The following is a 24,067-nucleotide window of genomic DNA, read 5'->3' as shown; positions in this document are numbered from 1 at the left end:
GCACCCCAACTAAGTGCGGTATGTCTGGATAATCGGGGTAGCCCGCACATCTGGGGGTCAAGGGGTCGCAGGTTCAAATCCTGTCGTCCCGACTTGAGGTTCGCCTCGTAGTCGCAGATCAGAGCCCTGTCTCACTTCGGTGAGGCAGGGCTTTTGGTCGTCCTCCGGGGGTGTCGTGTCGTCTTTCGTCACAGAACGTCCCTTTTTCGCACTTCTCGCCGCCCCAGGGGTCCCGCAACGCAAGCGCAGCCACATGGGTGAAGACCGCGCCTCCGATTGCGGCAGTCGTCGAGCGTACTGACACTGAAGGCGCGTGTGACCTGTCAAGCAACGAGTAGACGAGCGGAGTAGTCATGTCTGAGTCTGCGAACGGCTTCGCCTGCGAAGCGGGTGCCCAGGACTTTACTGCCACGGCGTACCGGGACGGCAAGGGCAGCCGCCGGGTTGAGGTGAAGGGCACGTGTTCGTGTCAAACCCCGGGCTTCAAACTCAAGTTGGAACTTGAGTCCCCGCCGATCGTTCCTGACGAGCTGCACCTGAACCTGACTGAAGACGAGCCCGGTGGGACCGTCGCGCAAGTCATCACGCCCACGGATGTGGAAGGCACGTTCGACATCGGCGATGAGGTCGAGCGCGTTCTGATCGTCAACAGAGGGTTCAGCGTGCCGATCAAAGAGGGATGAAGGCGGCTTGCGAGGCGGACCCGAGTCCCCCCTCCTGGTCAGCCAAAGCACCCCTCAACAGCTCCTGTTCCTCTTCAACGCCGTCGGCTGGGGCCTTGCCGAGGGCCGGTACGACGGCACCCTGGTCCTGCGACGGGTCAGCGGACAAGATGCTTTGACCAAGAACTTCTGCCTGATGGTCTCCAAGGACGCCGCAGCGACCATCCGCGGTGCCGGCCAGCACACGTTCCACGACTTCCGCGACGACGTCCCGGGAAGCGGAGCGCAGCAGACGGAGGCCAAGGGCTGCTACGTCCTGTCCCCGGTGTGACGAGCGGCGGCGGTCAGTCGGCCCGGACCGGGCGGCCCGCGTGGAGTTCCAGGGGGCCCGCGCCGGTGGTACGGGCGGTGAGGCAGGCTGTGACGCGGCGCCGCAGTGAGGGTTTGACGAGGTCGCGGAGTGCGGCCGGGGTAGCCGTGCGCCACTCGAGGTGCTCGCCGGGGTTCAGCCGGATCCGGGCGAGGGCCGGGGCGTCGAGGACGCCGCCGTCGTAGACGAAGCGGACGCGGGCCAGCCGGCCCGGCTTGTGGGACCAGTCGACGGCCAGCAGGCGTCCCGGGGCGAGGTCGAGGCCGATCTCCTCGTGGACCTCCCGCCGTGCGGCGCCGCGCGGCGTCTCGCCGAGGTCGCTGTCGATGCCGCCGCCCGGCAGCTGCCAGCGGCTGGTGTCGCCGTACGCGGGCCGCACCAGCAGGATCCGGCCTTCGGCGTCGGTGAACAGCACGCTCGCCGCGGTCAGCGCCTTCGGGCGGCTGGCGCGGTGGCCGGCGGCGTCGAGGGTGCCCGCGTGTTCCAGGGCGGCGCGGTCGGCCGGTTCGAGGCCGGCCGGGGAGCCGGGCTGGGGCACCCCCTCGACCAGGTGGGCGACGGAGCCGGTGTGCAGGGCGGCCAGGCCGGCGCGCAGCCGGGGTGCGATGCGGTCGGGGAGGGCCGCGCAGGCCTCGTCCGGCCGGAGCCAGCGCGCCTCGGTGATCTCGCCGTCCGGGAAGGAGAGCGCGGCGGCCTCGGCCGGCGGCAGCGGACCGACGAGGTGGACGTGCACCACGAGGGAGCGCCCGAGCGGGCCGGGCGGCCGGGAGTCCACCGCGAGCAGCCGCCCGACGGGCACGGTGAGGCCCAGCTCCTCCTCCAGCTCGCGGGCCAGCCCCGCCTCCGGGGTCTCGGTGTCCTCCACGGTGCCGCCGGGCAGTTCCAGATCCGCCTTGTACGAGGTGGTCAGTACGAGGACCCGCCCGCGGGTGTCCACGACGATCCCGGTGGCGGCCACGAGCGGGGCGGGCTGGGTGGCGTAGTACGCCCGCACCTCGTCGGGGGAGGGGCGGTCGGGCACGGCGGGCTCCTGGGGTCGTCGGTACGCGGCGGTGTGCGTGCCCTGGAACTATCGCGTACGGCCCGGCATGCGGACGTCAGGCGCGGGCCAGGAGCAGACCGCCCATCGTGACCATGGTCGCCGCGACCAGACCGTCCAGCACCCGCCACGCGGCCGGGCGGGCCAGCAGGCCGCTGAGCAGCCGGGCCCCGTACCCCAGGGTGCCGAACCAGGTCAGGCTGGCCAGGCCGGCCCCGATGCCGAAGGCCCAGCGCAGGTCGCCCCGGTCGGCGGCGAGGGAGCCGAGGAGCAGGACGGTGTCCAGGTAGACGTGCGGGTTGAGCCAGGTCATGGCCAGGCAGGTCAGTACGGCCCGGCGGCCGGACCCGGCCGTGGCCCCCTCCGCGCTGAGGGCGGAGCCCGGGGCGGGCCGCAGCACCCGGCGGGCCGCGAGGACTCCGTAGCAGATCAGGAACCCGCCGCCGGCGAGCCCGACCACGGTCAGGGCGGCGGGCCAGGCGGTGACGAACGCGCCGACGCCGGCGACGCCGAGGGCGATCAGCAGCGCGTCGGACACGGCGCAGATGGCGACCACGGCGAGGACCGCGTGGCGCCGCGCGCCCTGGCGGAGGACGAAGGCGTTCTGCGCGCCGATGGCGACGATGAGGGAGAGTCCGGTGCCGAAGCCGGCGAGGGCCGCCGTGATGATGCCGTGTGTCATGCCGTCGACCGTAGGCAGCGCTTCCGGTTCAGTACAGCTAAAGATTTTTACGTACCATTAGCACTCGTGATGGATGAGCTTCCTCTCGACCAGGTACGGACCCTGCTGGCGGTGGTGGACGAGGGCACCTTCGACGCGGCGGCGGCCGCCCTGCACGTGACGCCGTCCGCCGTCAGCCAGCGGGTCAAGGCCCTGGAGCAGCGCACCGGGCGGGTGCTGCTGATGCGGACGAAGCCCGTGCGGGCGACGGAATCCGGGGAGGTGGTGGTCCGCTTCGCCCGGCAGCTGGCCCGGCTGGAGCGGGACGCGCGGGCCGAGCTGGGGATGGCCGAGGGGCTGGGGCCGGTGCGGCTGCCGATCGCGGTGAACGCGGACTCCCTCGCCACCTGGTTCCTCACCGCGCTGGCCCGGGTACCGCAGGATCCGCCCGTCTGCGTCGAGCTGCACCGCGAGGACGAGTCGTACACGACGGCGCTGCTGCGGGAGGGCCAGGTGATGGCGGCGGTGACCTCCTCGCCGGACCCGGTCGCCGGGTGCAGCGTACGGATGCTGGGGCTGGCGCGGTACCTGCCGGCGGCGAGCCCAGGCTTCGCGGCGAGCCGTCTGGCGGGCTCACTGGCTCAGGACCTGAGGCGGGCGCCGGTGATCGTCTTCGACCGGAAGGACGAACTCCAGGACCGCTTCGTGCAGTCGCTGACCGGGGACGCGGCGAGCGGGGCGGGGCCGGTGCGGCACTCCGTACCGACGTCGGAGGGGTTCCGTGACGCGGTGGTCGCGGGGCTGGGGTGGGGGATGGTGCCGGAGCAGCAGGCGAGGCCGCTGGTACGGACGGGGGAGCTGGTGCTGCTGGCTCCGCGGCGGCCGTTGGACGTGCCCCTGTACTGGCAGCAGTGGAAGCTGGATTCGCCGGCGCTGTCCATCGTGGCGCGGGTGGTCGCGGAGACGGCCGCGGAGGCGCTCCGCGGGCCCGCGCGGGCGACCTCCTGAGGACCCCCTAAGCTGCGGGGCATGGAGTCCTACACGATCGGCCAGGCGGCGCGGCTGCTCGGGGTGAGCGTCGACACGGCGCGGCGCTGGGCGGACGCCGACCGGTTCCCCACCCGCCGGGAGGGTGCGCGGCGCATCGTCGACGGGCCCGACCTGGCCGCGTTCTGCGTGGAGGCCGCGCAGGAGAGCGGCGACGGCGAGGAGACCCCGTACACCTCGGTGCGCAACGCCTTCCCGGGGATCGTCACCGCGGTGAAGCTGGGCACGGTGGACGCGCAGGTGGAGATCCAGGCCGGGCCGCACCGCATCGTGTCGCTGCTGACGCGGGAGGCGGTGGAGGAGCTCGGGCTGGAGGTGGGCGCGCGGGCCACGGCGCGGGTGAAGTCGACCAGCGTGTTCGTCGACCGGACGTGACGCGCGCCGCCCGGACGTGACGCGCGCCGCCCGGGAGTGACGCGCGCCGCTCGATTCTCGGCATGACCGCAGCCCAGGGGGCGTCTCGGGTGATGGCAGACTGGCCGCTGATCAGCCGAAGAGGAGCACGCCGTTGTCCATGTTCAGCAACCTCCGCCGGGTCGTCCGCCGCGGCTACCGGCGGGCCGTCGACCTCAGCCACCCGGCCCGCTCCCCGCTCGGCAGTGCCGTGGTCAACTGCGTCGTCTACCAGGACGGCGTGCGCCAGGACGGCTGCGCGGAGGTCGAGGAGGCGCTGCGCAGGGTCCGCAAGACGGGCGACGGCTTCGTCTGGATCGGCCTGCACGAACCGCCGCAGTCGGAACTCGCCGGGCTCGCCGAGCTGTTCGGCCTGCACCCGCTCGCCGTCGAGGACGCCGTGCACGCGCACCAGCGCCCCAAGGTGGAGCGGTACGACAACACGTTGTTCTCCGTCTTCAAGACCGTGCGCTACGTCGATCACGAGGAGCTGACCGCGACCAGCGAGGTGGTGGAGACCGGTGAGCTGATGGCCTTCACCGGCGAGGACTTCGTCATCACCATCCGGCACGGTGGCAGCGGCACCCTCGGTCCGGTGCGCGAGGCGCTGGAAGCCGATCCGGGGCAGCTGGCCAAGGGGCCGGCGGCCGTTCTGCACGCCATGGCCGACCATGTGGTCGACGACTACGTGGCCGTCACGGACGCGGTGCAGAACGACATCGACGCCGTCGAGACGGCGGTGTTCAGCGAGGACGGCGGGCGCGGCGACGCCGGCCGGATCTACCAGCTCAAGCGCGAACTCCTGGAGCTGCGGCGGGCGGTGGCGCCTCTGAGCCGCCCGCTGGAGCAGCTGGCCACACAGCCGATACCGGTCATCCCGCCGGAGGCGCGCGCGTACTTCCGGAACGTGGCCGACCACCTGACCCGGGCCACCGAGCAGATCAGCGCCTACGACAACCTGCTCGACTCGATCCTGCAGGCACACCTGGCGCAGGTGACCGTCGCGCAGAACGAGGACATGCGCAAGATCACGGCGTGGGCGGCCATCGTCGCCGTGCCGACCATGGTCTGCGGGGTCTACGGCATGAACTTCGACCACATGCCGGAGCTGCACTGGACGTACGGGTACCCGCTCGTCCTCGGCCTCATGACGGTCGCCTGCTTCGTCATCCACCGCGGCTTCCGGCGCAACGGCTGGCTCTGAACTCGTGCGATGGCTGACTCCTGGGTCTTGAGCGCCTCCGAATTCTGGTAGTAAAGTTTCCTAACGAAACCGGGAATGCCTCAACTACCCCACGGAGGCCTTGTGTTCGCCCCCCACCGCAAGACACTGGTCATCGGCGCCCTGCTCGGCAGCACACTCCTCGCCGTACCGGTCGCGGCCCACGCGACCGCGGCCGACGCCGGCGCCGCCCCCACGAAGGTGACCGCGGCGGCCGCCGTCGGCCTCGACGATCCGGCGAAGAAGGAGATCGCCATGAAGATCGTGTCCAGTGCGGAGAACTCCTCGCTGGACTGGAAGGCGCAGTACAAGTACATCGAGGACATAGGCGACGAGCGCGGCTACACGGCCGGGATCATCGGCTTCTGTTCCGGCACCGGCGACATGCTCGACCTCGTCGAGTACTACACCCAGGTCAAGCCGGGCAACGTGCTCGCCAAGTACCTCCCCGCCCTGCGCGAGGTCGACGGCACCGACTCGCACGCCGGCCTCGACCCCAACTTCACCAAGGACTGGGCGAAGGCGGCCCAGGACGCCGAGTTCAGGAAGGCCCAGGACCACGAGCGCGACCGGGTCTACTTCAACCCGGCGGTCAAGCAGGGCAAGTCCGACGGGGTCGGCACCCTCGGCCAGTTCATCTACTACGACGCCATCGTCATGCACGGCGACGGCGGCGACTCCACCAGCTTCCGCAACATCCGCAAGCGGGCGCTGTCCAAGGCCAAGCCCCCGGCCCAGGGCGGCAGCGAGACGGCCTGGCTGAACGCCTTCCTCGACGCCCGTGTCTGGGCGATGAAGCAGGAGGAGGCGCACAGCGACACCAGCCGCGTGGACACCGCGCAGCGGGTCTTCCTGAAGAAGGGCAACCTGAACCTCAACACCCCCCTCGACTGGAAGGTCTACGGCGACTCCTTCCACATCGGCTGACGCAGGTGCGGCCGGAGCCCGGGCCCGGGCTCCGGCCGCGGTTCCCGCGCGGCCGATCGGGCGGCGCCGGAAAGCCTTGACCGGCCAGTAACAGGGGCATAAATTCTGCCCCGGCTTGATCCAGCAGGACGGGCCCACCATCCGTCCTCCGGGGGGACTCGTGCACTACTACACCGATGTGCTGAAGAAGTACGTCCTCTTCTCCGGGCGTGCCCGCCGCCAGGAGTTCTGGATGTTCGTCCTGTGCAACCTCGTGGTCGAGGCCGTCGTCGTGACCCTTGATTTCACGCTCGGCACGAAGGGCATCCTCGCCGGGGTCTACACCCTGGCGATCCTCCTGCCGTGCATCGGCCTCACCGTGCGCCGGCTGCACGACACGGACAGGTCCGCCTGGTGGTACCTGCTCGTCCTGATCCCGTTCCTCGGCTGGATCTGGCTCATCGTCCTCATGGCCGCCGAGGGCCGGCCCGCGCCGAACGCGTACGGCCCGAGCCCCAAGCTGATCCACGCCTGACCGGCCCGCGCACCCGCGCACCCGGGCGCCGCCGCCGACGGAACGACGTCGGCGGCGGCGCCCTCGCGTGACGGGCGTGACACGCGTCTCCCGAGGCTCGTGGGAGGGGGCTGTCCAGACCGGCCCGATCACGAGATATCTTGATGTCGAGCAATGTTGCAGACGAGAGACGCAGACTGTGGAGCGGAGCATCCGGTGACTGACTCGACCATCATCTACACGCACACTGACGAGGCCCCGGCCCTCGCGACGTATTCGTTCCTGCCTGTGGTCCAGGCGTACGCGTCGACGGCCGGTGTGAATGTCGAGACCCGTGACATCTCCCTGGCCGGTCGGATCATCGCCAGCTTCCCGGAGTACCTCCAGGAGAGCCAGCGGATCGCCGACGCCCTGGCCGAGCTCGGCCAGCTGGCGAAGACGCCGGAAGCCAACATCATCAAGCTGCCCAACGTCTCGGCCTCGATCCCGCAGCTGAAGGCCGCGGTCGCCGAGCTCCAGGGCCAGGGCTACGCCCTCCCGGACTACCCGGACGACCCGAAGACCGACGAGGAGCGCGAGATCCGCGCCCGCTACGACAAGGTCAAGGGCAGTGCCGTCAACCCGGTCCTGCGCGAGGGCAACTCCGACCGCCGCGCCCCCGCCTCGGTCAAGAACTACGCCAAGACGCACCCGCACCGCATGGGCGCTTGGGTCCCCGAGTCGAAGACGAACGTCGCCACCATGGGCGAGAACGACTTCCGCTCGACGGAGAAGTCCGCCGTGATCGCCGAGGCCGGCACCCTGCGCATCGAGCACGTGGCCGCCGACGGCGCCACCACCGTGCTGCGCGAGTCCGTACCGGTCCTCGCCGGTGAGGTCGTGGACGCGTCCGTCCTGCACGTCGACGCGCTGCGCACCTTCCTGAACGACCAGATCGAGCGCGCCAAGGCCGAGGGCGTCCTGTTCTCCGTGCACCTCAAGGCCACGATGATGAAGGTCTCCGACCCGATCATCTTCGGCCACGTGGTCCGCGCCTTCCTCCCGAAGACCTTCGCCCGCTACGGCGAGACCCTCGCCGCCGCCGGCCTGTCGCCCAACGACGGCCTCGGCGCCGTCCTGAACGGCCTGGGCGCGCTGCCCGACGGCGACGCGATCAAGGCCTCCATCGACGCCGAGATCGCCGAGGGCCCCGCCCTCGCGATGGTCGACTCCGACAAGGGCATCACCAACCTGCACGTGCCGTCCGACGTCATCGTCGACGCCTCCATGCCGGCCATGATCCGCACCTCCGGCCACATGTGGGGCCCCGACGGCAACGAGGCCGACACCCTCGCCGTCCTCCCGGACAGCAGCTACGCCGGTGTCTACCAGGTCGTCGTCGACGACTGCCGCGCCAACGGCGCCTTCGACCCCTCGACCATGGGCTCGGTGCCGAACGTCGGCCTCATGGCCCAGAAGGCCGAGGAGTACGGCAGCCACGACAAGACCTTCGAGATCGCCGCCGCGGGCACCGTCCGCGTCGTCGACGCCGCGGGCAACACGGTCCTGGAGCAGGAGGTCGCCGCCGGTGACATCTTCCGCTCCTGCCAGACCAAGGACCTGCCGATCCAGGACTGGGTCAAGCTCGCCGTCACCCGCGCCCGCGCCACCGGCAACCCGGCCGTCTTCTGGCTGGACGAGGGCCGCGCGCACGACGCGCAGGTGATCGCCAAGGTCAAGACGTACCTGGCCGACCACGACACCGAGGGCCTGGACATCAAGATCCTGTCCCCGGTCGAGGCCACCGCCTTCTCCCTGGAGCGCATCCGCCGCGGCGAGGACACCATCTCGGTGACCGGCAACGTGCTGCGCGACTACCTGACCGACCTCTTCCCGATCCTGGAGCTGGGCACCAGCGCCAAGATGCTGTCGGTCGTCCCGCTGATGAACGGCGGCGGCCTCTTCGAGACGGGCGCCGGCGGCTCCGCCCCGAAGCACGTCCAGCAGCTGGTCAAGGAGAACTACCTGCGCTGGGACTCGCTCGGCGAGTTCTTCGCGCTCGCGGCCAGCTTCGAGCACCTCGCCAGCACCACCGGCAACGCCCGCGCCCAGGTGCTGGCCGACACCCTGGACCGCGCGACCGGCACCTTCCTCAACGAGGACAAGTCGCCGAGCCGCAAGCTGGGCGGCATCGACAACCGCGGCAGCCACTTCTACCTCGCCCTGTTCTGGGCGCAGGAGCTGGCTAAGCAGACCGACGACGCCGAGCTGGCCGCGGCCTTCGCGCCGCTCGCCAAGACCCTGGCCGAGCAGGAGCAGACCATCGTCGCCGAGCTCATCGCGGTGCAGGGCTCCCCGGCCGACATCGGCGGCTACTACCAGCCCGACGCCACCAAGGCCGCGGCGATCATGCGCCCGTCCGCGACCCTCAACCAGGCGCTGGCCCTCCTCGGCTGACACCTGAGTCGCACGCGTGACGTCTCCGCCCCGGCCGGCCTCGTGCCCGGCCGGGGCGGACCCGTGTCCGTACCCCCGTACCCGCCCGCGGTGTACGGCGGATTCGCGGACGGGGTCGTCCTGGGACTGCTGGCCGAGGAGTGGACCCTGCGCTAGCGTTCACGGATCGGTGACCTATGGGGGGTTCTGTGGCACGCGGCTCCAACACGTCCTGCGCCGGTATCGGGTGCGCGGTTCTCCTGCTCGTGGCGTTCGTCCTGCCCACCGTCGGGTACCTGCTGTCGCTTCCGCTGACGCTGCCCGACCTGATGGCGGCGCAGACGCCGCCGCAGCAGCTGCACGGCTTCGTCCCGTACCTGATCACCTACGCGATCCCGGTCGTGGTGGCCCTGGGCTTGGCGTTCTTCGCCGGCCGGCGCCGCCCGTTCGTGTGGTGGCTGGTCCTCGCGCGAGCCGCGGCCCTGCTGGCCCTGGTCGCCCCGGCCCTGTGGTGGACGGAGAGCAGGGTCGGCGACCAGCCCCTGTGGAACGTCCGGGCGACGGCCGAGAGCACGGCCGCCGGACTGGTCGCGCTCGCCTTCGTCGCCGCGGTCCGATGGTGGGACGCCTCCCGCGGCCGTCCGCTCGCCGCCAGGAGTGCCCGGCGGCCGGCGCCGGGGGAGGTCTGGCTGGCGATGGTGCCGCTCCGCGAGGATCCCGGACGGCAGCTGCGCCACTACTGCGTGGTGCTGGCCTCCCACGCCGACCACGCGGAGGTCGCCCAGATCACCAGCCAGGACAAGGACGGGCGGTCCGACCACATCCGGATGCCGAACGACGGCTGGGACAAGGTCTCCGGCCGCGCCCACTGGGTGGAGTTCGGCCGGCCGCCGCGCCAGGTCGACTACCGGCTGTTCCTCAAGACCCGGCCCCAGGGCCGCTGTCCGGCCCCGGTGTGGCGCCGGCTCAGCCGGCAGCCGGGCTGAGGCCGGCGGCCACCGCGTCAGAGCCGGTGGACCCACTCCTGCTCGAAGGCCAGCGGGGACCGCCCGGACGCGAGGATCCGCAGTCCGGGGGCCACCGCGAGCAGGCGGCGCAGCCAGGCCAGTGCCTCGGGGCCGAGCTGTTCGGCGCCGTCCAGGACGAGCAGCATGTCCCGTTCGGCCAGCCACGAGGCGGCGTTCGCCGTCCCGCACGGCAGGAAGCGCATGCCCGGTACGCAGCCCGCTCGGCCGTCAGTTCGCGGACTCCGTAGCCGCCGTGGAGCGGGTCCAGGGCGATGACGGCCACCCCGTCGTAGAAGTTGGACGCGAGTCGCCGGGCGATCTCCCGCACCAGCAGGCTCCGCGGCTCGCGGAACCCGCCCGTGACCGTCAGCACGCGCCCCCGCCGGACGGCGGTGAGCAGCCGGGACATCTCGGTGGACGTCGCGGGCAGTGTTGTTCCGGGCGACCCGGATTCCCTCATCGGCACGATGCCCCCCATTGCATGCGTGACCAAGTGCGGCAAGAGGGTTCATTCCAGCCGCATGACGACGATTATCCGCCGCCTGCGCCACGAGACCAGGGGAATGTCGCATTCCGCAGAGAACGGCCCGCCATGGCGAGCGGCCGGCCGGGCGGGGGGTCAGGCCCATCCGGCACGGTGCGGCGCCGCGGGCAAGAGGCGGCCCCTGAACGGCGGGCTCGGCGGGCTCGGCGGGCCCGACGAGCCCGGCGGGTCCGGGACGACGGCGGCCGCCGCCGCGGCCGGGCGGTGCGCGTGATGGCGTTTGAGGTCCTCCTCCCGGTAGCGCCGCGTCCCGACGTGCCAGACGTAGATGGCGGCCATCCACCGCTTGAGCTCCTCGGCGTTGCGGTCCAGGGCCGCGCGGGCCGCCGCGTCCAGTCCGAAGTCCTCGTACATGACGGGCAGTTCGTTCGCCACCACGTGCTCGAACTGCTTCATCCGCGAGGTCATCAGGTCGTTCACGATCCGCAGCGCGGTCGGATAGTCGCAGTCGAAGAAGTTCTCCACGACTATCAGGCAGTTGTGCAGCTCGCCCTCGTACTCGGCCTCCTTCTGGTACGAGCACACGTCGTTCATCAGGGCCGAGTAGTCGAAGGCCGCCGCCTCCAGCGACTGCATGGCCGAACTGGCGTAGACCTCCTGCGGGACGACGTCCATGTGCGCCATCCGCCCGAGCGCGATCGTCATCGGCGACCCGAAGGTCACCCGGCGCATCTCCAGGTAGTCCACCGGGTCCGGCACCCGGTTGGCCGCCTGGTTCTCCAGCTCCCAGTGCCAGCTGTCCAGCACCCGGTCCATCGCCTCCCGGAACAGCTCCCGCCCGCGCGGACCCATCGGCGCGGCCGTGCGCCGCCACAGGTCGGCCAGCCCCCGCTCCATGGCGTTGGCCTGGGGCGGCGGCGCGGACAGGTCCAACGGCATGCAGGCGCGCAGCCGCTCGGTCTGCGCCCGGCCGGCGGCCAGGCTCCGGGTGGAGCCGAAGAGCAGCGGATAGGCGTCGTCGGCGTACGTGCCCCAGCTCAGCCAGCCCGCGCTGATGTCCAGCGCCTCAGGCGAGGCCTCCGGGTCGATGCCCGCCGAGCACAGCGCGAAGTCGAAGTCCCGGGCCTTCTCCTCCCACCACATGCCCTCGTCGAAGAACCCCATCTCCCGGTTCCAGGCGATGAGCCGCTCCCGGGCGCCCTCCAGGTGCGGATTGAGCACGTTCCGCAGCGGCATGTAGAACGCCGGGATCACCGAAGGGCCCACTGGACGCGGGACGTTGGTGTACCGGCGGACCCGGCGCGCACCTCCGGTCAGACCCAGCAGCGCCTTGATGTTGGCGCCGGTGGTGCCCAGCCCCGTGGGGCCGCGCAGCCACCCGGGCAGGCCGGCACCGGGCAGGTCCGCGCCGGTCCGGCCCGGGGGGCTCTTCATGTACCGGCTGGAGCGCATGTGCCACTCGTGGCCGCCGGACTGCCAGTCCTGGAGCCCGCGCGCGTAGGTGAGGACCGCGAGGACCCCGTCCGGGCCGAGGCCCTTCTCCGCGAACAGCAGCGGCAGTTCGGTGAAGAAGGTGCTCTCGAACTGCTGGAGGCGGGAGGTGAGCATGTTGTTCAGCTGGTCGGCGGCCTCCTGGGTGGCGCAGCCGAAGAACCGTTCCAGGACCAGCACCCCGTTGCTGAGCTCCCCCTCCGTCCCGGTCTCCCGCTCGTACGAGAACAGGTCGTTGCGGAAGTGCACCGAGTCGGCGAAGCAGTCGCGCAGGACCCGCAGCGCCCGCTCCCCGGAGACGGACGGCGGCACCTCCACGCCCACCGCGTGCTCGACGATCGCCGCCGACCAGGGCGCGCCGCCCACCTTGCGGCGCTGTTCCACGTACTCCACCGGGTTCGAGACCCGGCCGATGCTGATGTTGTCGAGCTCCCACAGCGATTCGTACAGCAGGTTGTGGGTGCTGAGGGTGAAGCGGCCGGTCCAGTCCGCCGAGTGGCCGGGCACCGTACGCCGCCACAGGTCGGCCAGGCCGGCTTCCACCGGGTTCGTCGGTTCGGGCATCGGTGCGCGCGGATCGGCGGGCATGAAGGGCGCCAGCCGCTCCAGCGCCTCCCGGCCGGCCTTGCGGTCACCGGAGCGCTTGAAGCGCTCCAGGAACCAGTCGTCGAAGAAGAACACCCACACGTACCAGTCGGTGACGAGCGAGAGCATGGGGGCGTCGCACTCGGGGTGGGTGTAGGCGCACAGCAGCGCGTAGTCGTGCGCCTCCAGATCGGCCGCGCCCCAGACGCCCGAACCCTCCAGCATCCCCAGCTCCCCGGCCCAGGCGCGGGTGTGCGCCCGGGCCCGCTCCAGATGGGGATTGAGGCGCGCGGGATGCGGGAGGTAGAACTCGGGCAGCTCGAAGGGCTGCCGCGGCGCGGTGGTCTCCTGCCGAGCGGTCATGACGTCACCCCCTGTCAGTCGTCGAAGCGGGAGATCTCTACGTTCTCCAGCACGCCGACGGCGTCGGGCACCAGGATCGCGGCGGAGTAGTAGGCGGTGACCAGGTAGGAGATGATCGCCTGCTCGTTGATGTTCATGAAGCGGACGGAGAGGCCCGGCTGGTACTCGTCGGGCAGCGCCACCGGGTGCAGTCCGATGACCCCGTCGTTGTCCTCGCCGGTGCGCAGGACGAGGATCGAGCTGGTCCGCTCCCGCGTCACCGGGATCTTGTTGCAGGGCAGCAGGGGGACGCCGCGCCAGGACGGGACCCGGTGGCCCTGGAAGTCCACGCTGTCCGGGTACAGGCCGCGCCGGCTGCACTCGCGGCCGAAGGCGGCGATGGTGCGCGGGTGGGCGAGGAAGTACTGGGACCCGCGGCGGCGGCTGAGGAGCTCGTCCATGTCGTCGGGGGTGGGCGGGCCGGTGCGGGCGTAGACGCGCTGCTCGTAGTCGGCGTTGTGCAGCAGCCCGAACTCCGCGTTGTTGATCAGCTCGCTCTCCTGGCGTTCCTTCAACGCCTCGATGGTCAGGCGCAGTTGCTGCTCGGACTGGTTCATCGGCTGGTTGTAGAGGTCGGCGACCCGGGAGTGGACGCGCAGCACGGTCTGCGCGACGCTGAGCTCGTACTCGCGCGGGCTCAGGTCGTAGTCGACGTACGTGCCGGGCAGCATCACCTCGCCGGTGTGCCCCGCCGACAGGTCGACGGCGTCGCTGCCCCTGCGGCCGACGCGCTCGGCCTCCAGATAGGCCTCGGCGTGCAGGCGGAGCGCGGCGGAGCTGTTCAGCGCCGCGTCCCAGTCGCCGCGGTTGAAGGTCATCGTCACCACGTCCGTCTGCGCCCGGGCCGTGAACTCCCAGCGGGCGTCGGGCAGCGGGTGGTGGCCGAAGTGGTCGCCGTCGCTCAGGACGTCCAGGCTCGCCTCGTCCCCGTAGGCGCTGGCGCTCAGCCGTTCGATCCGGCCGTGGGCGATCAGGTAGATCTTGTCGACGGGTTCGCCGCGCCGGACGATGGTGTCGCCCTTGCGGAACTCCTCCTTGACGAACCGGTCGGCGATGGCTTTGACCACCTGGTCGTCGGGGAAGTTCCGGAGCATGCCGAGTTCGCGCAGCATCGCCGGGATGACCCGCAGCTCGGTGCCGGTCTTCACGAAGGTGATGCGCCCGTCGCCGAGCGTGTAGCTGACCGTGCGGTTGACCCGGTACGTGCCGCCGCCGGTCTGCACCCACGGCAGGATCCGCAGCAGCCAGCGCGAGCTGATCCCCTGCATCTGCGGCGCGGACTTGGTCGTGGTGGCCAGATTCCGGGCGGCCTCGGTGCTCAGGCTCTGCCGGGCGGCGGCGGTCAGGTGCTCGGCGGTGTTTGATTCGGCACTGGGGTCGACGGACATGGCGGGCCTTCCTCTCGGTCGGTCTTCCTGGGGGGCCGCGGGATGCCGTGCGCGGCGGTACGGACTGTCGTGGCGGTCAGGCTTCCCGGCGGGTGATCAGCTCGCACAGCGACACCAGCTCGGCGGTCGCGGCCGGGTCGGGGACGGCCTCGGCCAGGCGCTCCAGCGCCTGCGCCGCCCGTACGGAGGCCTCGTACTGCGCCCAGTCCCGGCCGCCCGCGCACTCGACCAGGGCCGTCGCGCGGGCGATCCCGGCGGCGCCGAGCGGGCGGGCGCCGGCGTAGAGGGCGGCGAGTTCGGCGGCGGCCTCCGTGCCCGACAGCAGGGCCGCGACCACCGGCATGGACTTCTTGCGGGCCGCCAGGTCGGCGCCGACGGGCTTCCCGGTGACCTCCGGGTCGCCCCAGATCCCGAGCAGGTCGTCGATCAGCTGGAAGCCGACCCCGATACCGCGCCCGAAGGCGTCGAGGGCGGCCGTGACCGCCGGCGGGGCGCCCCCGTACAGCCCGCCCAGGGCGCAGGCGGCGCCCAGCAGGGCCCCGGTCTTGGCCTCCGCCATGGCCAGCGCCTCGGCCAGGGCGACCGTCGTACGGGTCTCGAAGGAGCAGTCCTCGTACTGACCCTCGCACAGCTCGATCACGCAGTCCGACAGCCGGGTCACCGCCTCGGTCCGGTCGGCGACCAGGCGCACCGCGAGCGCGGCCATCGCGTCGCCCGCCACGATCGCCTCCGAGCTGCCGAACACCCGCCAGGCCGTGGCCCGGTGACGGCGCGTCGGATCCCGGTCGATCACGTCGTCGTGCAACAGCGTGAAGTTGTGCACGAGTTCGACGGCCGCCGCAGCGCCGAGGGCGTCCTCCTCGCGGCCGCCGACCGCCCGCGCCGCGGCCAGTACCAGGGCCGGCCGTATCGACTTCCCCGCCCCGGCGGCGGCCGGGGCCCCGGTACGGTCGCGCCAGCCGAGGTGGTACTCGGCCACCGCCCGCACACCGCCGGGCAGCGAGCGCACCGCCGTGCGCATCAAGGGCTCCACGGCCGCCCGGGTGCGGCCGAGCACGGCGGTGGTGCCGTGGTCGTCCCGGTCCTTCACGTACGGAGTCATGGGGGTGTACGCACCTCCTGAACAGCGGGCCGGGTGGGGGTGGCGTGCGGGAGTGACCGGCAGGGACGGTCCCGCTCCCGAGTGATCTGCTGTGCTCCCGTACGCCAGGGCCACGCGGTGTGACCGAGTGCCGCCGGGCGCACACGTCTTAGTTAGGGGCAGGACGGCCTCACCCGGTACATCCGTCCCCGCCCCGCCGTGTTGAATGTCCGACCGCGTTGAATGGATGGACACGTGTACGAGCTGGGCGGTTCTGATGGCCAAGCGTGAACCCAACGGACGACTGCGCACTCTCCTCACCGACGCGCGCTGGAGCGGGCAGGACTTCGCGCGCGCCGTCAACGGCGTGGCCGCGGAGACCGGCCTCACCCTGCGTTACGACCGGACCTCCGTCTCGCACTGGCTGGCCGGCACCCGGCCTCCCGCGCACGTCGTCGCCCTCGCCGCCGAGGCGCTGAGCCGGCGTACCGGGCGACGGGTCAGCCCGGCCGACACCGGGCTGGCCCGGCCCTCCGGCGGCAGGGCGCGGGACCGCCCCGGCGCCGAACCGAACGCCGCGGACGCCCTCGCGGCGGACCTCCCGGACCCGGGCGCCGCGCACGAGGCCGAGGCCCTGCTGGGCGAGATCCCCGTCTACTCCTCCGCCTGGCGGCCCCCGGGCTGGCCGCCGCCGGGCGGGGCAGGAGCTCCCGAGCGGCCGTCCGGGCGGATCGGCGCCCAGCAGGTGGAGGCCGCCGAGGCGGTCCTGCCGGTCTTCCGCAACGCCGACATGACCTTCGGCAGCGGCCAGGTCAGGCCCGCCCTGACCCGCTACCTCGCCACCGCCGTGGCGCCCTGGCTGCGCGCCGGCGCCGCGCCCGCGGTCCGGCACCGGCTGCTGGGCTGCGCCGCGCGCCTCGCCTACACCGCCGGGTTCCTGTGCTTCGACGGCAACCAGCAGGGCGTGGCCCAGGCGTACTACCGGGCGGCGCTGCGGCTCGGCCGGGAGGCGGGGGATCCGCAGTGCTGGGCGCCCGTACTGCGGGCCATGAGCGTGCAGGCCCACCACCTGGGCCACCGCAAACAGGCATGGGAGCTGGCGGAGGCGGCCGCCCGGGAAGCGGGGCGGCTGCCCTCCCTGCAGGCCGCGTTCGTCACCGGACAGCTGGCGGTCGCGGAGGCGGGCTGCGGCGACCGGCGGGCCGCGGTGGCCCATCTGGGCCAGGCCGAGCGGCTGTTGGAGCGCTCGACCGGGCAGCGGGCGGCCATCGGCGACTACCACCAGGCCGCGCTCGCGCATCAGCAGGCGGAGGCGCTGGCGGCCCTCGGGGACGGGGCCGGCGCGATCGCCGCTCTCGGCACCTCGCTGCGGCACCGGCCGCCCGGCGAACGCCGGGCACGAGCCGTGACCCTGGCGCGGCTCGCCGAACTCCACCTGGGCCAAGGCCACGTGGAACGGGCCTGCGCCACCTGGCACGAGATGGTCGACGCGACGGCGCAGCTGGACTCCGCGCGCGTGGACGACGCCCTGCGCCGCCTGCGCGCCCGCCTCCACCCGGTACGCGGCAACCGCACCGCGCGTGCGCTCCTGGCCCGCGTCCGCACGCTCGCCTAGTCGCCCGGACCGGGCCTGGCCTGGGGCCTGGCCGTCAGAGCCCGTCGTGGTAGCGGGGGCTCGTGGCGTGCCACTCCTTCGCTCCGCCCATCCAGTTCCAGACCCCCTCCAGGAAGCGGCCCAGTTCCGGCGAGCCGAGGGCGGCGAGCGCGGCCGACTCCGCCTCGACGGTACGCATCACCTCGTCGTGGATCGCGGCCGTACGGTTCACCGCTTCCTGGAGCGAGCAGTGGTCCTCGGCCGCGATCAGGTTCGGCAGGTTGGTGTCGGCGGGGTCCTCCCGCGCCATCGAGTACAGGTCGTTGAGCAGGCAGCCGGCCGCCCCCGCGTACATGTACGTACGCCGAACCCGGGCGTCCGCGAACTCCCGGGCGGGCACCTCGTACCCGCCGACCGGGTCGGTGAGGGCCATGCAGGGGAAGAAGCCGTTCTCGTACCGGTGCACCAGGTACTCCCAGACGGGCGGCCGGCGGCCCGACGTCCGCCACTCGGCCTCGTGGTTGTACCCGACGAACATCACCGACAACTGGTAGCGCAGGCGGGTCACTTGAGTGGGGGAGGCGAACGCGGCGAGGTGCTCCAGGCTGGAGCGGAAGGCGCGCAGCACGGGCTCGGCCGCCACCCGCTCCTCGAACTGCCGCTCGTAGCGGGCCGGCAGCCGCACCGGGTCCACGACGGCGTGCGCGAGCGCCGTGCGCAGGCCGATCAGCCCGGGGTCCGCGTCCTCGCCCTCGTCGACCCAGTGGTCGTCCACGGACCACTCGGACAGCCCGCACTTGGCGGCCGCCAGCAGCCGGTCGGGGTCGTCGCAGTCCGGGTGCGCGAGCATCATCAGCCGGCCGAAGTGGCAGGACCGGAGCATGTCCAGGCGGCCCGCGTAGATCCCCACCTCGGCGGCCCACCGGACGAGTTCCTCGTTGACCGCGTCGGCCAGCGCCGGGTCGTCCCGGACGGCGTCCGGGCAGTACAGCGGGGGAATCACGATCCCCGACCCCGATCCCGATCCCGATCCCGACCCCGATCCCGATCCCGACCCCGTGCCCGTACGGGCGGGCCCGCCCGCGGCCGGGCCGGCGCGCAACGGTGAGGTGCCCAGCCCGCTGCGGCCGCCGAGCAGCCGGCGCAGCACCTCCGCCGGATCGGGGGCCGGCACGCGGGGGCGACCCGGGGCGGGAACGGGGGCGCGGTCCATGTGTCCTCCTGCGGGTCGGCGCACCCACCCATGGAGCGGGGGCCGCACCCGGCGGCGGAAGGCCCCGGGCCCGGTCCGCCTGTTGAAGATCCGGCGGCGTTGAAAGCCCGCACGGGTGTCCGGCCGCCCGGGGGTTCGTACAGAAGTGCAGGCCTTCAACCGCCCGGGATTTTCAACAGGCCACCGGGCCGGAGCGGCTACCGCGCGTGAGGCCCGGCGCCCCACCGTGAGCGTGCAGCACGCTCCGCGTGGACCGACTCAGGGAGGAACCCGCATGACCGCAGAGGCGCAGCCACCACCCCTTGCCCCCACCGACGACCGGCAGCTGAGCCTGAGTACCGCCGCGGCCCGCAATCTCGCGACGACCACCAAGTCCGTTCCCCAGATGCAGGGCATCAGCTCGCGCTGGCTGCTGCGCATGCTGCCCTGGGTGGACCTCGGCGCCGGCACCTACCGCGTCAACCGCCGCCTGACCCACGCCGTCGGGCGCGGCCGGGTCTCCTTCGTCCAGGCCGGCGCGGACGACGTACGCATCCTCGCCCCCACCCTCACCGAGCTGCCCACCCTCAAGGGCTATCCCGACAGCGCCGTGCTCGAAGAGCTGGCCCTGCGCTTCGTCAAGCGCGACCTGCGCGCCGGCGACACCCTCGTGGAGGCCGGAGCCCCCGTCTCCGAGGTGTTCATCATCGCCCACGGCCGCTTCGAGAAACGCGCCGAAGGCAAGTACGGCGGCGCCGAACTCCTCGGCGTGATCGCCGACGGCGACCAGCTCGGCGACGACGCCCTGGGCCAGACCGACCCGAGCTGGGCCTACTCCGTACGGGCCGCTACCGCCGGCACGGTGATGGTGCTGCGGTGGAGCGCCTTCCAGGAGGTACTGGGCCGCGCGGCGAGCCTGCGCGCCCACCTGGAGCAGTACGTCGAGAACGGCCGCCGGCCCGTCAACCGGCGCGGCGAGGCCGACATCGAGCTCGCCTCCGGCCACGCGGGCGAGGCCCTGCTGCCCGCCACCTTCGTCGACTACGAGCTGCAGCCGCGCGAGTACGAACTGAGCCTCGCCCAGACCGTGCTGCAGATCCACACCCGGGTCGCCGACCTCTACAACGACCCGATGAACCAGTTCGAGCAGCAACTGCGCCTGACGGTCGAGGCGATGCGCGAGCGCGAGGAGTCCGAGCTCCTCAACAACCGGGACTTCGGCCTCCTGCACAACGCCGACTACGGACAGCGCATCAGCACCTGGTCCGGCCCGCCCACCCCGGACGACATGGACGACCTGCTCAGCATGCGCCGCGGCACCCGGTTCTTCCTCGCGCACCCCAAGGCCATCGCCGCCTTCTTCCGCGAGTGCAACAAGCGCGGCCTCGCCCTGGACACCGTCGAGGTGCACGGCAAACAGGTCCCGTCCTGGCGCGGCATCCCGGTGCTGCCCTGCGGCAAGATCCCGGTCGTCGGCGGCCACACCAGCTCGATCCTGGCCCTGCGCACCGGTGAGGACAACGGAGGCGTCATCGGCCTGCGCCCCGCCGCGATCCCGGAGCAGATCGAACCGGGCCTCAACGTCCGCTGCATGGGCATCGACCAGAAGTCGGTCATGTCCTATCTGGTCAGCTCCTACTACTCGACGGCCATCCTCGTCCCCGACGCGATCGGGATCCTGGAGAACGCCGACATCGCCGCCACCCGCTCCTGACCCGCGTCCGGCGTAGTCCCCGTGGGCCCCGTGACGTACGCGTCAGGGCGCGCGCCCCCGTGAACGGTTGTCCGACGGCCGGTAATGGGCTCTACTGCTGTGCAGCCCCCCGCCGGGGGCATATTCGCGGGAGGGACCAGGATGAGCGCGGACCGGCGATCAGAGGGGCGGGCGGCGCGGCCCGGCCCGCACCGGCACCGGCACCGGCGCCGATCCGGCTTCCGGGGCCGCAGGCCGCTGCTCGCCCTGCTCATCTCCGCCTTCCTCCTGGTCGGGGTGTGCGCGGCCACCGGGATCGCCTGGGACCCCTTCAACGGGGCCTCCTCCCAGGCCGGTTCGGCCCCCGGCAGCGGCGTCCCGCAGTCCGCCGGGCCCGGCAGCGCCGTGCCCGGCGGCTCCGCGCCTGCCACCCCGCAGCCGTCCGACAGCCCGCCGCCCACCAAGGGCGCGGCCGCCAAGGGCAACCCCCAGGGCGCGGTGGACACCGGGGCCGCGCGCCCCTCCGGCGTCCTGCCCTTCGACATGCCCCAGCCGGCCGCCCTGCGCTCCGGCGCGGCGGGCGGGAAGCTGGTGTTCGCCCACTACTTCACCCCGTACCCGCTCTCCCTCGACAACGCGAGCGCGGACGGCGACTACTACACCCGCCACTACCTGAACCCGGACGGCGAGAGCGGCAAGCACGAGAAGTACGGCGGCCTGCTGCGCGACCGGCCGCTGCCCACCCCGCCCAAGTCCGGCGACTGGGAGTACGCCAACCTCCAGCAGGAGGTCCGCACCGCCCGCGCCGCGGGCATCGACGGGTTCACCCTCGACATGCTCTCCCTCTCCGGCAAGAACTGGGACCGCTCCAACCTCCTGATGGCGGCGGCCCGTTCGGTGGACCCGGCGTTCAAGATCATGCTGATGCCGGACATGACCTCGCTGAAGACCGACGACCCGGGCGTGCTCGCCGACGCGATCGCCACGCTCGGCGACGCCCCGGCCGCCCACCGGCTCCCCGACGGCCGGCTCGTCGTTTCCCCCTTCAAGGCGGAGGCGAAGAGCGCCGCCTGGTGGACCCGGGTCATGGAGATCCTGAAGACCGAGCACGGTATCCGCACCGCCTTCGTCCCGCTGTTCCTCGACTTCGGCGCCCACAACGGCGCGTTCGCCCCCATCAGTTACGGCTTCTCCGAGTGGGGCAGCCGCAGTTACGTCGGCCAGGAGAGCAGCACCCGCGACGTCCGGCGGGCGCACGACATGGGCAAGATCTGGATGCAGCCCGTCTCCGTCCAGGACGCCCGCCCCAACCAGGGCATCTACGACGAGGCCGGCAACACCGCGACCCTGCGCTCCACCTGGACGCACGCCATCGAGGACGGCGCCGACTGGGTCCAGCTCACCACCTGGAACGACTACTCGGAAGGTAGCCAGTTCGCGCCCTCCCTGCACAACGGCCACGCCTACCTCGACCTCACCTCGTACTACCTCACCAAGTTCAAGACGGGCAGCTGGCCGAAGATCGTCCGGGACACGCTGTACCTCACCGCCCGCACCCAGTTCGCCAACGCCGACCCGACCGGCGACCAGTCGCTGCTGATGGCGCCGCGCAAGGGCAGCGCCGCGCCCCGGGACACGGTGGAGGTGCTCAGCTTCCTCGCCGAGCCGGGAGCCGTCCGTACGACCGTCGGATCCGCGAAGGCGACCCATGAGGCCCCCGCAGGGATCCACTCCGAGCTGCTCCCGCTGAAGGCCGGTACGACCTCGGCGCAGGTGGTGCGGGGCGGGAGGACCGGCGCGGGGGTGGAGCTGCCGTACGAGGTGGACCGAACGGTGGAGGTCCAGGACCTCCAGTACTACGCGGCGACCAGCGGACGGGAACAGTAGGGGAGCCACGGCTCCGAGGCAGGCCACCCTGTCGCGATTGGCCTTGTCGGGCCGTGCGCCGCGCTTGCATGATCCAGAAGCAGCCCCGCCGCACCCGTCACCCGGAGGTACCCGTGACCGAGCCCGCCATCCCTGCCGCCTTCCCCGGCGGTGGTGCCCTCTTCCGGCTGGACCCGGGCGTCGCCCACCTCAACCACGGCTCCTACGGGGCGGTGCCCCTCCCGGTCCAGGAGGCCCAGGAGGCGGTGCGCGCCGAGGCCCACGCCGACCCCGACGCCTTCTTCAACGGCGTCTCCGACCGGCTGGCCCGGGCCCGGGGCCGGATCGCGGCCCACCTCGGGGCGGACCCCGAAGGCATCGCCTTCATCTCCAACGCCACCGAGGGCGCCAACCTCGCGCTCGACGCCGTCCCGCTCGCCGACGGCGACGAGATCCTGGTCACCGACCACGGCTACGGCACCGTGACCGCGGCGGCGGCCCGCCGCGCGCCCGTCACCACGGTGGCCCTGGACCCGCGCCTGCCCGACGAGGACGCCGTACGCGAGGCCGTGCTGGCGGCGCTCACGCCGCGCACGAAGGTGGCCCTGCTCGACCACGTCAGCTCGCCGACCGCCCGCCTCGTCGCCGGCCCCCGGCTGCTCGCGGACCTCGCCGCGCGCGGGATCACCACCGTCGTCGACGGCGCGCACACCCCCGGCACGCTGGCCGAGCCGATCGCCGCCGGCGCCGACTTCTGGTTCGGCAACCTGCACAAGTGGGGCTACGCCCCGTCCGGCAGCGCGCTCCTCGCCGTGGCCCCCGCCCACCGGGCCCGCGTCAGGGCCCTGGTGCCCTCCTGGGAGGACCACCGCGGCTTCCCCCGCTCGGTGGAATACCGGGCCACCGCCGACTACACCGGCTGGCTGGCCGCGCCCGAGGGCCTCGACCTGCTCGACCGCCTCGACGCCGCCAAGGTACGGGCCCACAACAGCGCGCTCGCCGCGTACGGCGCGGAGCTGCTCGCCCGGCTCCCCGGGTTCACCGCGCTCCCGCACACCCCGGGCCTCCCGATGCGCTCCGTGCTGCTGCCGCCCGGCGTCGCCGAGACCCAGACCGAGGCCCGGGCCATGCGCGAGGAACTCGCGGCGAAGCTCCGTATCCGGGTCCTGGTCTGGCCCCGCCCGGGCGGCGGGGGCCTGCGCGTCTGCGGGCAGGTCTACAACCACCCCGAGGAGTACGAGCGCCTCGCCGCGGCCCTGCCCGCCTTCTTGGGATGAGGAGGGGGCTCAGCCCCGCCGGAGCAGGTACGTGTCCATGATCCAGCCCTTGCGGGCGCGGGCCTCGGTGCGCAGCTCCTCGATCCGCCCCGCGACGTCCGAGAGCTTGCCCTGGACCAGGATCTCGTCCGGGGTGCCGACGTAGGCCCCCCAGTAGATGAAGAGGTCCTGGTCCAGGTGGGCGGTGAAGGCGTGCCGCGCGTCCAGCATCACCACCACGTCGTCCACGTCCTGCGGCCAGCCCTCGGCCAGCCGCCGCCCGGTGGTGATCTGCACCGGGCGGCCCACCCGGTTCAGATTGGTCCGGTGCCGCGCCAGCAGCGCCGAGACGCTGCTGATGCCGGGCACCACCTCGTGCTCGAAGGCCACCCGGCCCCGCTCCAGCACCTCGTCGAGGATGGCGAGGGTGGAGTCGTACAGCGAGGGATCGCCCCACACCAGGAACGCCCCGGTCTCGCCCTCCGCCAGATCCTCCGCGATGAACCGCTCGAAGAGCTCGGCCCGCGCGCTGCGCCAGCCGTCCACCGTCGGGGTGTAGTCGGCGGGGGTCCGGTCCCGGTCCGGGTCGCGGCCCTCCACCAGCCGGTGGCCGGGGCGCGCGTGCTCGTCGAGCATCGCGCGCCGCAGCCCGGTCAGATCCGCCTTCTCCTCGCCCTTCTCCAGGATGAGGAATGCGTCCGCCGCGCCGATCGCCTTGACCGCCTGGAGGGTCAGGTGGTCCGGGTCGCCCGCGCCTATGCCGATCACTGAGAACTTCTTCACGGCGCTATTCTGCCCG

Annotated in this window: 21 protein-coding genes; 13 read left to right on the top strand and 8 right to left on the bottom strand. The window is 72.4% G+C overall.

Annotated features, from left to right (window positions below; translation table 11 throughout):
- The first annotated feature begins 353 nt into the window (after positions 1-353).
- Positions 354-683 (top strand): hypothetical protein, encoded by a 330-nt coding sequence (locus ACGFYQ_RS08260; RefSeq protein WP_393741261.1) that lies wholly within the window; start codon positions 354-356, stop codon positions 681-683.
- A 7-nt stretch (positions 684-690) separates the two neighbouring features.
- Positions 691-993 carry a hypothetical protein gene (locus ACGFYQ_RS08255; protein ID WP_393741259.1) on the top strand — a complete coding sequence of 101 codons (303 nt, stop codon included), beginning with the start codon at positions 691-693 and terminating at the stop codon, positions 991-993.
- Between the two features lie 13 nt (positions 994-1,006).
- Here the strand turns inward: ACGFYQ_RS08255 and ACGFYQ_RS08250 are convergent, their stop codons facing one another.
- Both ACGFYQ_RS08250 and ACGFYQ_RS08245 read right to left on the bottom strand, forming a co-directional pair.
- On the bottom strand, positions 1,007-2,053 hold the full coding sequence (locus ACGFYQ_RS08250) for an NUDIX domain-containing protein (RefSeq protein ID WP_393741257.1): 1,047 nt from the start codon (positions 2,051-2,053) through the stop codon (positions 1,007-1,009).
- A 76-nt stretch (positions 2,054-2,129) separates the two neighbouring features.
- Positions 2,130-2,753 carry a LysE/ArgO family amino acid transporter gene (locus tag ACGFYQ_RS08245; protein ID WP_393741255.1) on the bottom strand — a complete coding sequence of 208 codons (624 nt, stop codon included), beginning with the start codon at positions 2,751-2,753 and terminating at the stop codon, positions 2,130-2,132.
- A 69-nt stretch (positions 2,754-2,822) separates the two neighbouring features.
- On the opposite strand from ACGFYQ_RS08245, the gene ACGFYQ_RS08240 reads away from it, so the two are divergent.
- The 7 genes from ACGFYQ_RS08240 to ACGFYQ_RS08210 all read left to right on the top strand — a co-directional run bounded on the left by ACGFYQ_RS08240 (position 2,823) and on the right by ACGFYQ_RS08210 (position 10,215).
- Positions 2,823-3,740 (top strand): LysR family transcriptional regulator ArgP, encoded by a 918-nt coding sequence (locus ACGFYQ_RS08240; protein WP_393741253.1) that lies wholly within the window; start codon positions 2,823-2,825, stop codon positions 3,738-3,740.
- Between the two features lie 21 nt (positions 3,741-3,761).
- Positions 3,762-4,154: a molybdopterin-binding protein gene (locus tag ACGFYQ_RS08235; protein ID WP_393741251.1), complete on the top strand. Its 393-nt coding sequence runs from the start codon at positions 3,762-3,764 to the stop codon at positions 4,152-4,154.
- Positions 4,155-4,293: 139 nt separating this feature from the next.
- Entirely contained in the window at positions 4,294-5,376 is a 1,083-nt protein-coding gene (gene corA / locus ACGFYQ_RS08230) for a magnesium/cobalt transporter CorA (protein WP_393741249.1), read from the top strand.
- A 102-nt stretch (positions 5,377-5,478) separates the two neighbouring features.
- Positions 5,479-6,321 carry a chitosanase gene (locus tag ACGFYQ_RS08225; protein WP_393741247.1) on the top strand — a complete coding sequence of 281 codons (843 nt, stop codon included), beginning with the start codon at positions 5,479-5,481 and terminating at the stop codon, positions 6,319-6,321.
- 160 nt (positions 6,322-6,481) lie between these two features.
- On the top strand, positions 6,482-6,835 hold the full coding sequence (locus tag ACGFYQ_RS08220; protein WP_393742115.1) for a DUF805 domain-containing protein: 354 nt from the start codon (positions 6,482-6,484) through the stop codon (positions 6,833-6,835).
- A 195-nt stretch (positions 6,836-7,030) separates the two neighbouring features.
- Positions 7,031-9,250: an NADP-dependent isocitrate dehydrogenase gene (locus tag ACGFYQ_RS08215; protein WP_393741245.1), complete on the top strand. Its 2,220-nt coding sequence runs from the start codon at positions 7,031-7,033 to the stop codon at positions 9,248-9,250.
- 188 nt (positions 9,251-9,438) lie between these two features.
- Complete coding sequence (locus ACGFYQ_RS08210; RefSeq protein ID WP_393741243.1) at positions 9,439-10,215, top strand: hypothetical protein; 777 nt, start codon at positions 9,439-9,441, stop codon at positions 10,213-10,215.
- Between the two features lie 17 nt (positions 10,216-10,232).
- Here the strand turns inward: ACGFYQ_RS08210 and ACGFYQ_RS08205 are convergent, their stop codons facing one another.
- From ACGFYQ_RS08205 to ACGFYQ_RS08190, 4 genes are all read right to left on the bottom strand, one after another.
- On the bottom strand, positions 10,233-10,439 hold the full coding sequence (locus tag ACGFYQ_RS08205) for a hypothetical protein (RefSeq protein ID WP_393741241.1): 207 nt from the start codon (positions 10,437-10,439) through the stop codon (positions 10,233-10,235).
- A gap of 416 nt (positions 10,440-10,855) precedes the next feature.
- On the bottom strand, positions 10,856-13,159 hold the full coding sequence (locus ACGFYQ_RS08200) for a germacradienol/geosmin synthase (protein WP_393741239.1): 2,304 nt from the start codon (positions 13,157-13,159) through the stop codon (positions 10,856-10,858).
- A gap of 14 nt (positions 13,160-13,173) precedes the next feature.
- A complete protein-coding gene (locus tag ACGFYQ_RS08195; RefSeq protein WP_393741237.1) occupies positions 13,174-14,586 on the bottom strand; it encodes a family 2B encapsulin nanocompartment shell protein in 1,413 nt (470 codons plus the stop codon).
- Positions 14,587-14,662: 76 nt separating this feature from the next.
- Positions 14,663-15,688 (bottom strand): polyprenyl synthetase family protein, encoded by a 1,026-nt coding sequence (locus ACGFYQ_RS08190; protein WP_393741235.1) that lies wholly within the window; start codon positions 15,686-15,688, stop codon positions 14,663-14,665.
- A gap of 256 nt (positions 15,689-15,944) precedes the next feature.
- Here ACGFYQ_RS08190 and ACGFYQ_RS08185 point away from each other — a divergent pair, with 256 nt between their 5' ends.
- Positions 15,945-17,282 carry a hypothetical protein gene (locus ACGFYQ_RS08185; protein ID WP_393741233.1) on the top strand — a complete coding sequence of 446 codons (1,338 nt, stop codon included), beginning with the start codon at positions 15,945-15,947 and terminating at the stop codon, positions 17,280-17,282.
- A gap of 34 nt (positions 17,283-17,316) precedes the next feature.
- Here the strand turns inward: ACGFYQ_RS08185 and ACGFYQ_RS08180 are convergent, their stop codons facing one another.
- Positions 17,317-18,474 (bottom strand): family 2 encapsulin nanocompartment cargo protein terpene cyclase, encoded by a 1,158-nt coding sequence (locus ACGFYQ_RS08180; RefSeq protein WP_393741231.1) that lies wholly within the window; start codon positions 18,472-18,474, stop codon positions 17,317-17,319.
- A 274-nt stretch (positions 18,475-18,748) separates the two neighbouring features.
- Here ACGFYQ_RS08180 and ACGFYQ_RS08175 point away from each other — a divergent pair, with 274 nt between their 5' ends.
- The 3 genes from ACGFYQ_RS08175 to ACGFYQ_RS08165 all read left to right on the top strand — a co-directional run bounded on the left by ACGFYQ_RS08175 (position 18,749) and on the right by ACGFYQ_RS08165 (position 23,289).
- Positions 18,749-20,167, top strand: coding sequence for a family 2B encapsulin nanocompartment shell protein (locus ACGFYQ_RS08175; protein WP_393741229.1), 1,419 nt, complete (start codon positions 18,749-18,751; stop codon positions 20,165-20,167).
- 141 nt (positions 20,168-20,308) lie between these two features.
- Positions 20,309-22,033: an endo-1,3-alpha-glucanase family glycosylhydrolase gene (locus ACGFYQ_RS08170; RefSeq protein WP_393741227.1), complete on the top strand. Its 1,725-nt coding sequence runs from the start codon at positions 20,309-20,311 to the stop codon at positions 22,031-22,033.
- Positions 22,034-22,146: 113 nt separating this feature from the next.
- Positions 22,147-23,289 (top strand): aminotransferase class V-fold PLP-dependent enzyme, encoded by a 1,143-nt coding sequence (locus tag ACGFYQ_RS08165; RefSeq protein ID WP_393741225.1) that lies wholly within the window; start codon positions 22,147-22,149, stop codon positions 23,287-23,289.
- Between the two features lie 9 nt (positions 23,290-23,298).
- Here the strand turns inward: ACGFYQ_RS08165 and cobF are convergent, their stop codons facing one another.
- On the bottom strand, positions 23,299-24,051 hold the full coding sequence (cobF, locus tag ACGFYQ_RS08160) for a precorrin-6A synthase (deacetylating) (RefSeq protein WP_393741223.1): 753 nt from the start codon (positions 24,049-24,051) through the stop codon (positions 23,299-23,301).
- Positions 24,052-24,067 lie beyond the last annotated feature (16 nt).

Source organism: Streptomyces sp. NPDC048258, from assembly GCF_043201995.1.
Taxonomy (GTDB): domain Bacteria; phylum Actinomycetota; class Actinomycetes; order Streptomycetales; family Streptomycetaceae; genus Streptomyces.
The sequence above is the reverse complement of the archived record's forward strand: the minus strand, read 5'-3'. Positions and strand labels throughout refer to the sequence as shown.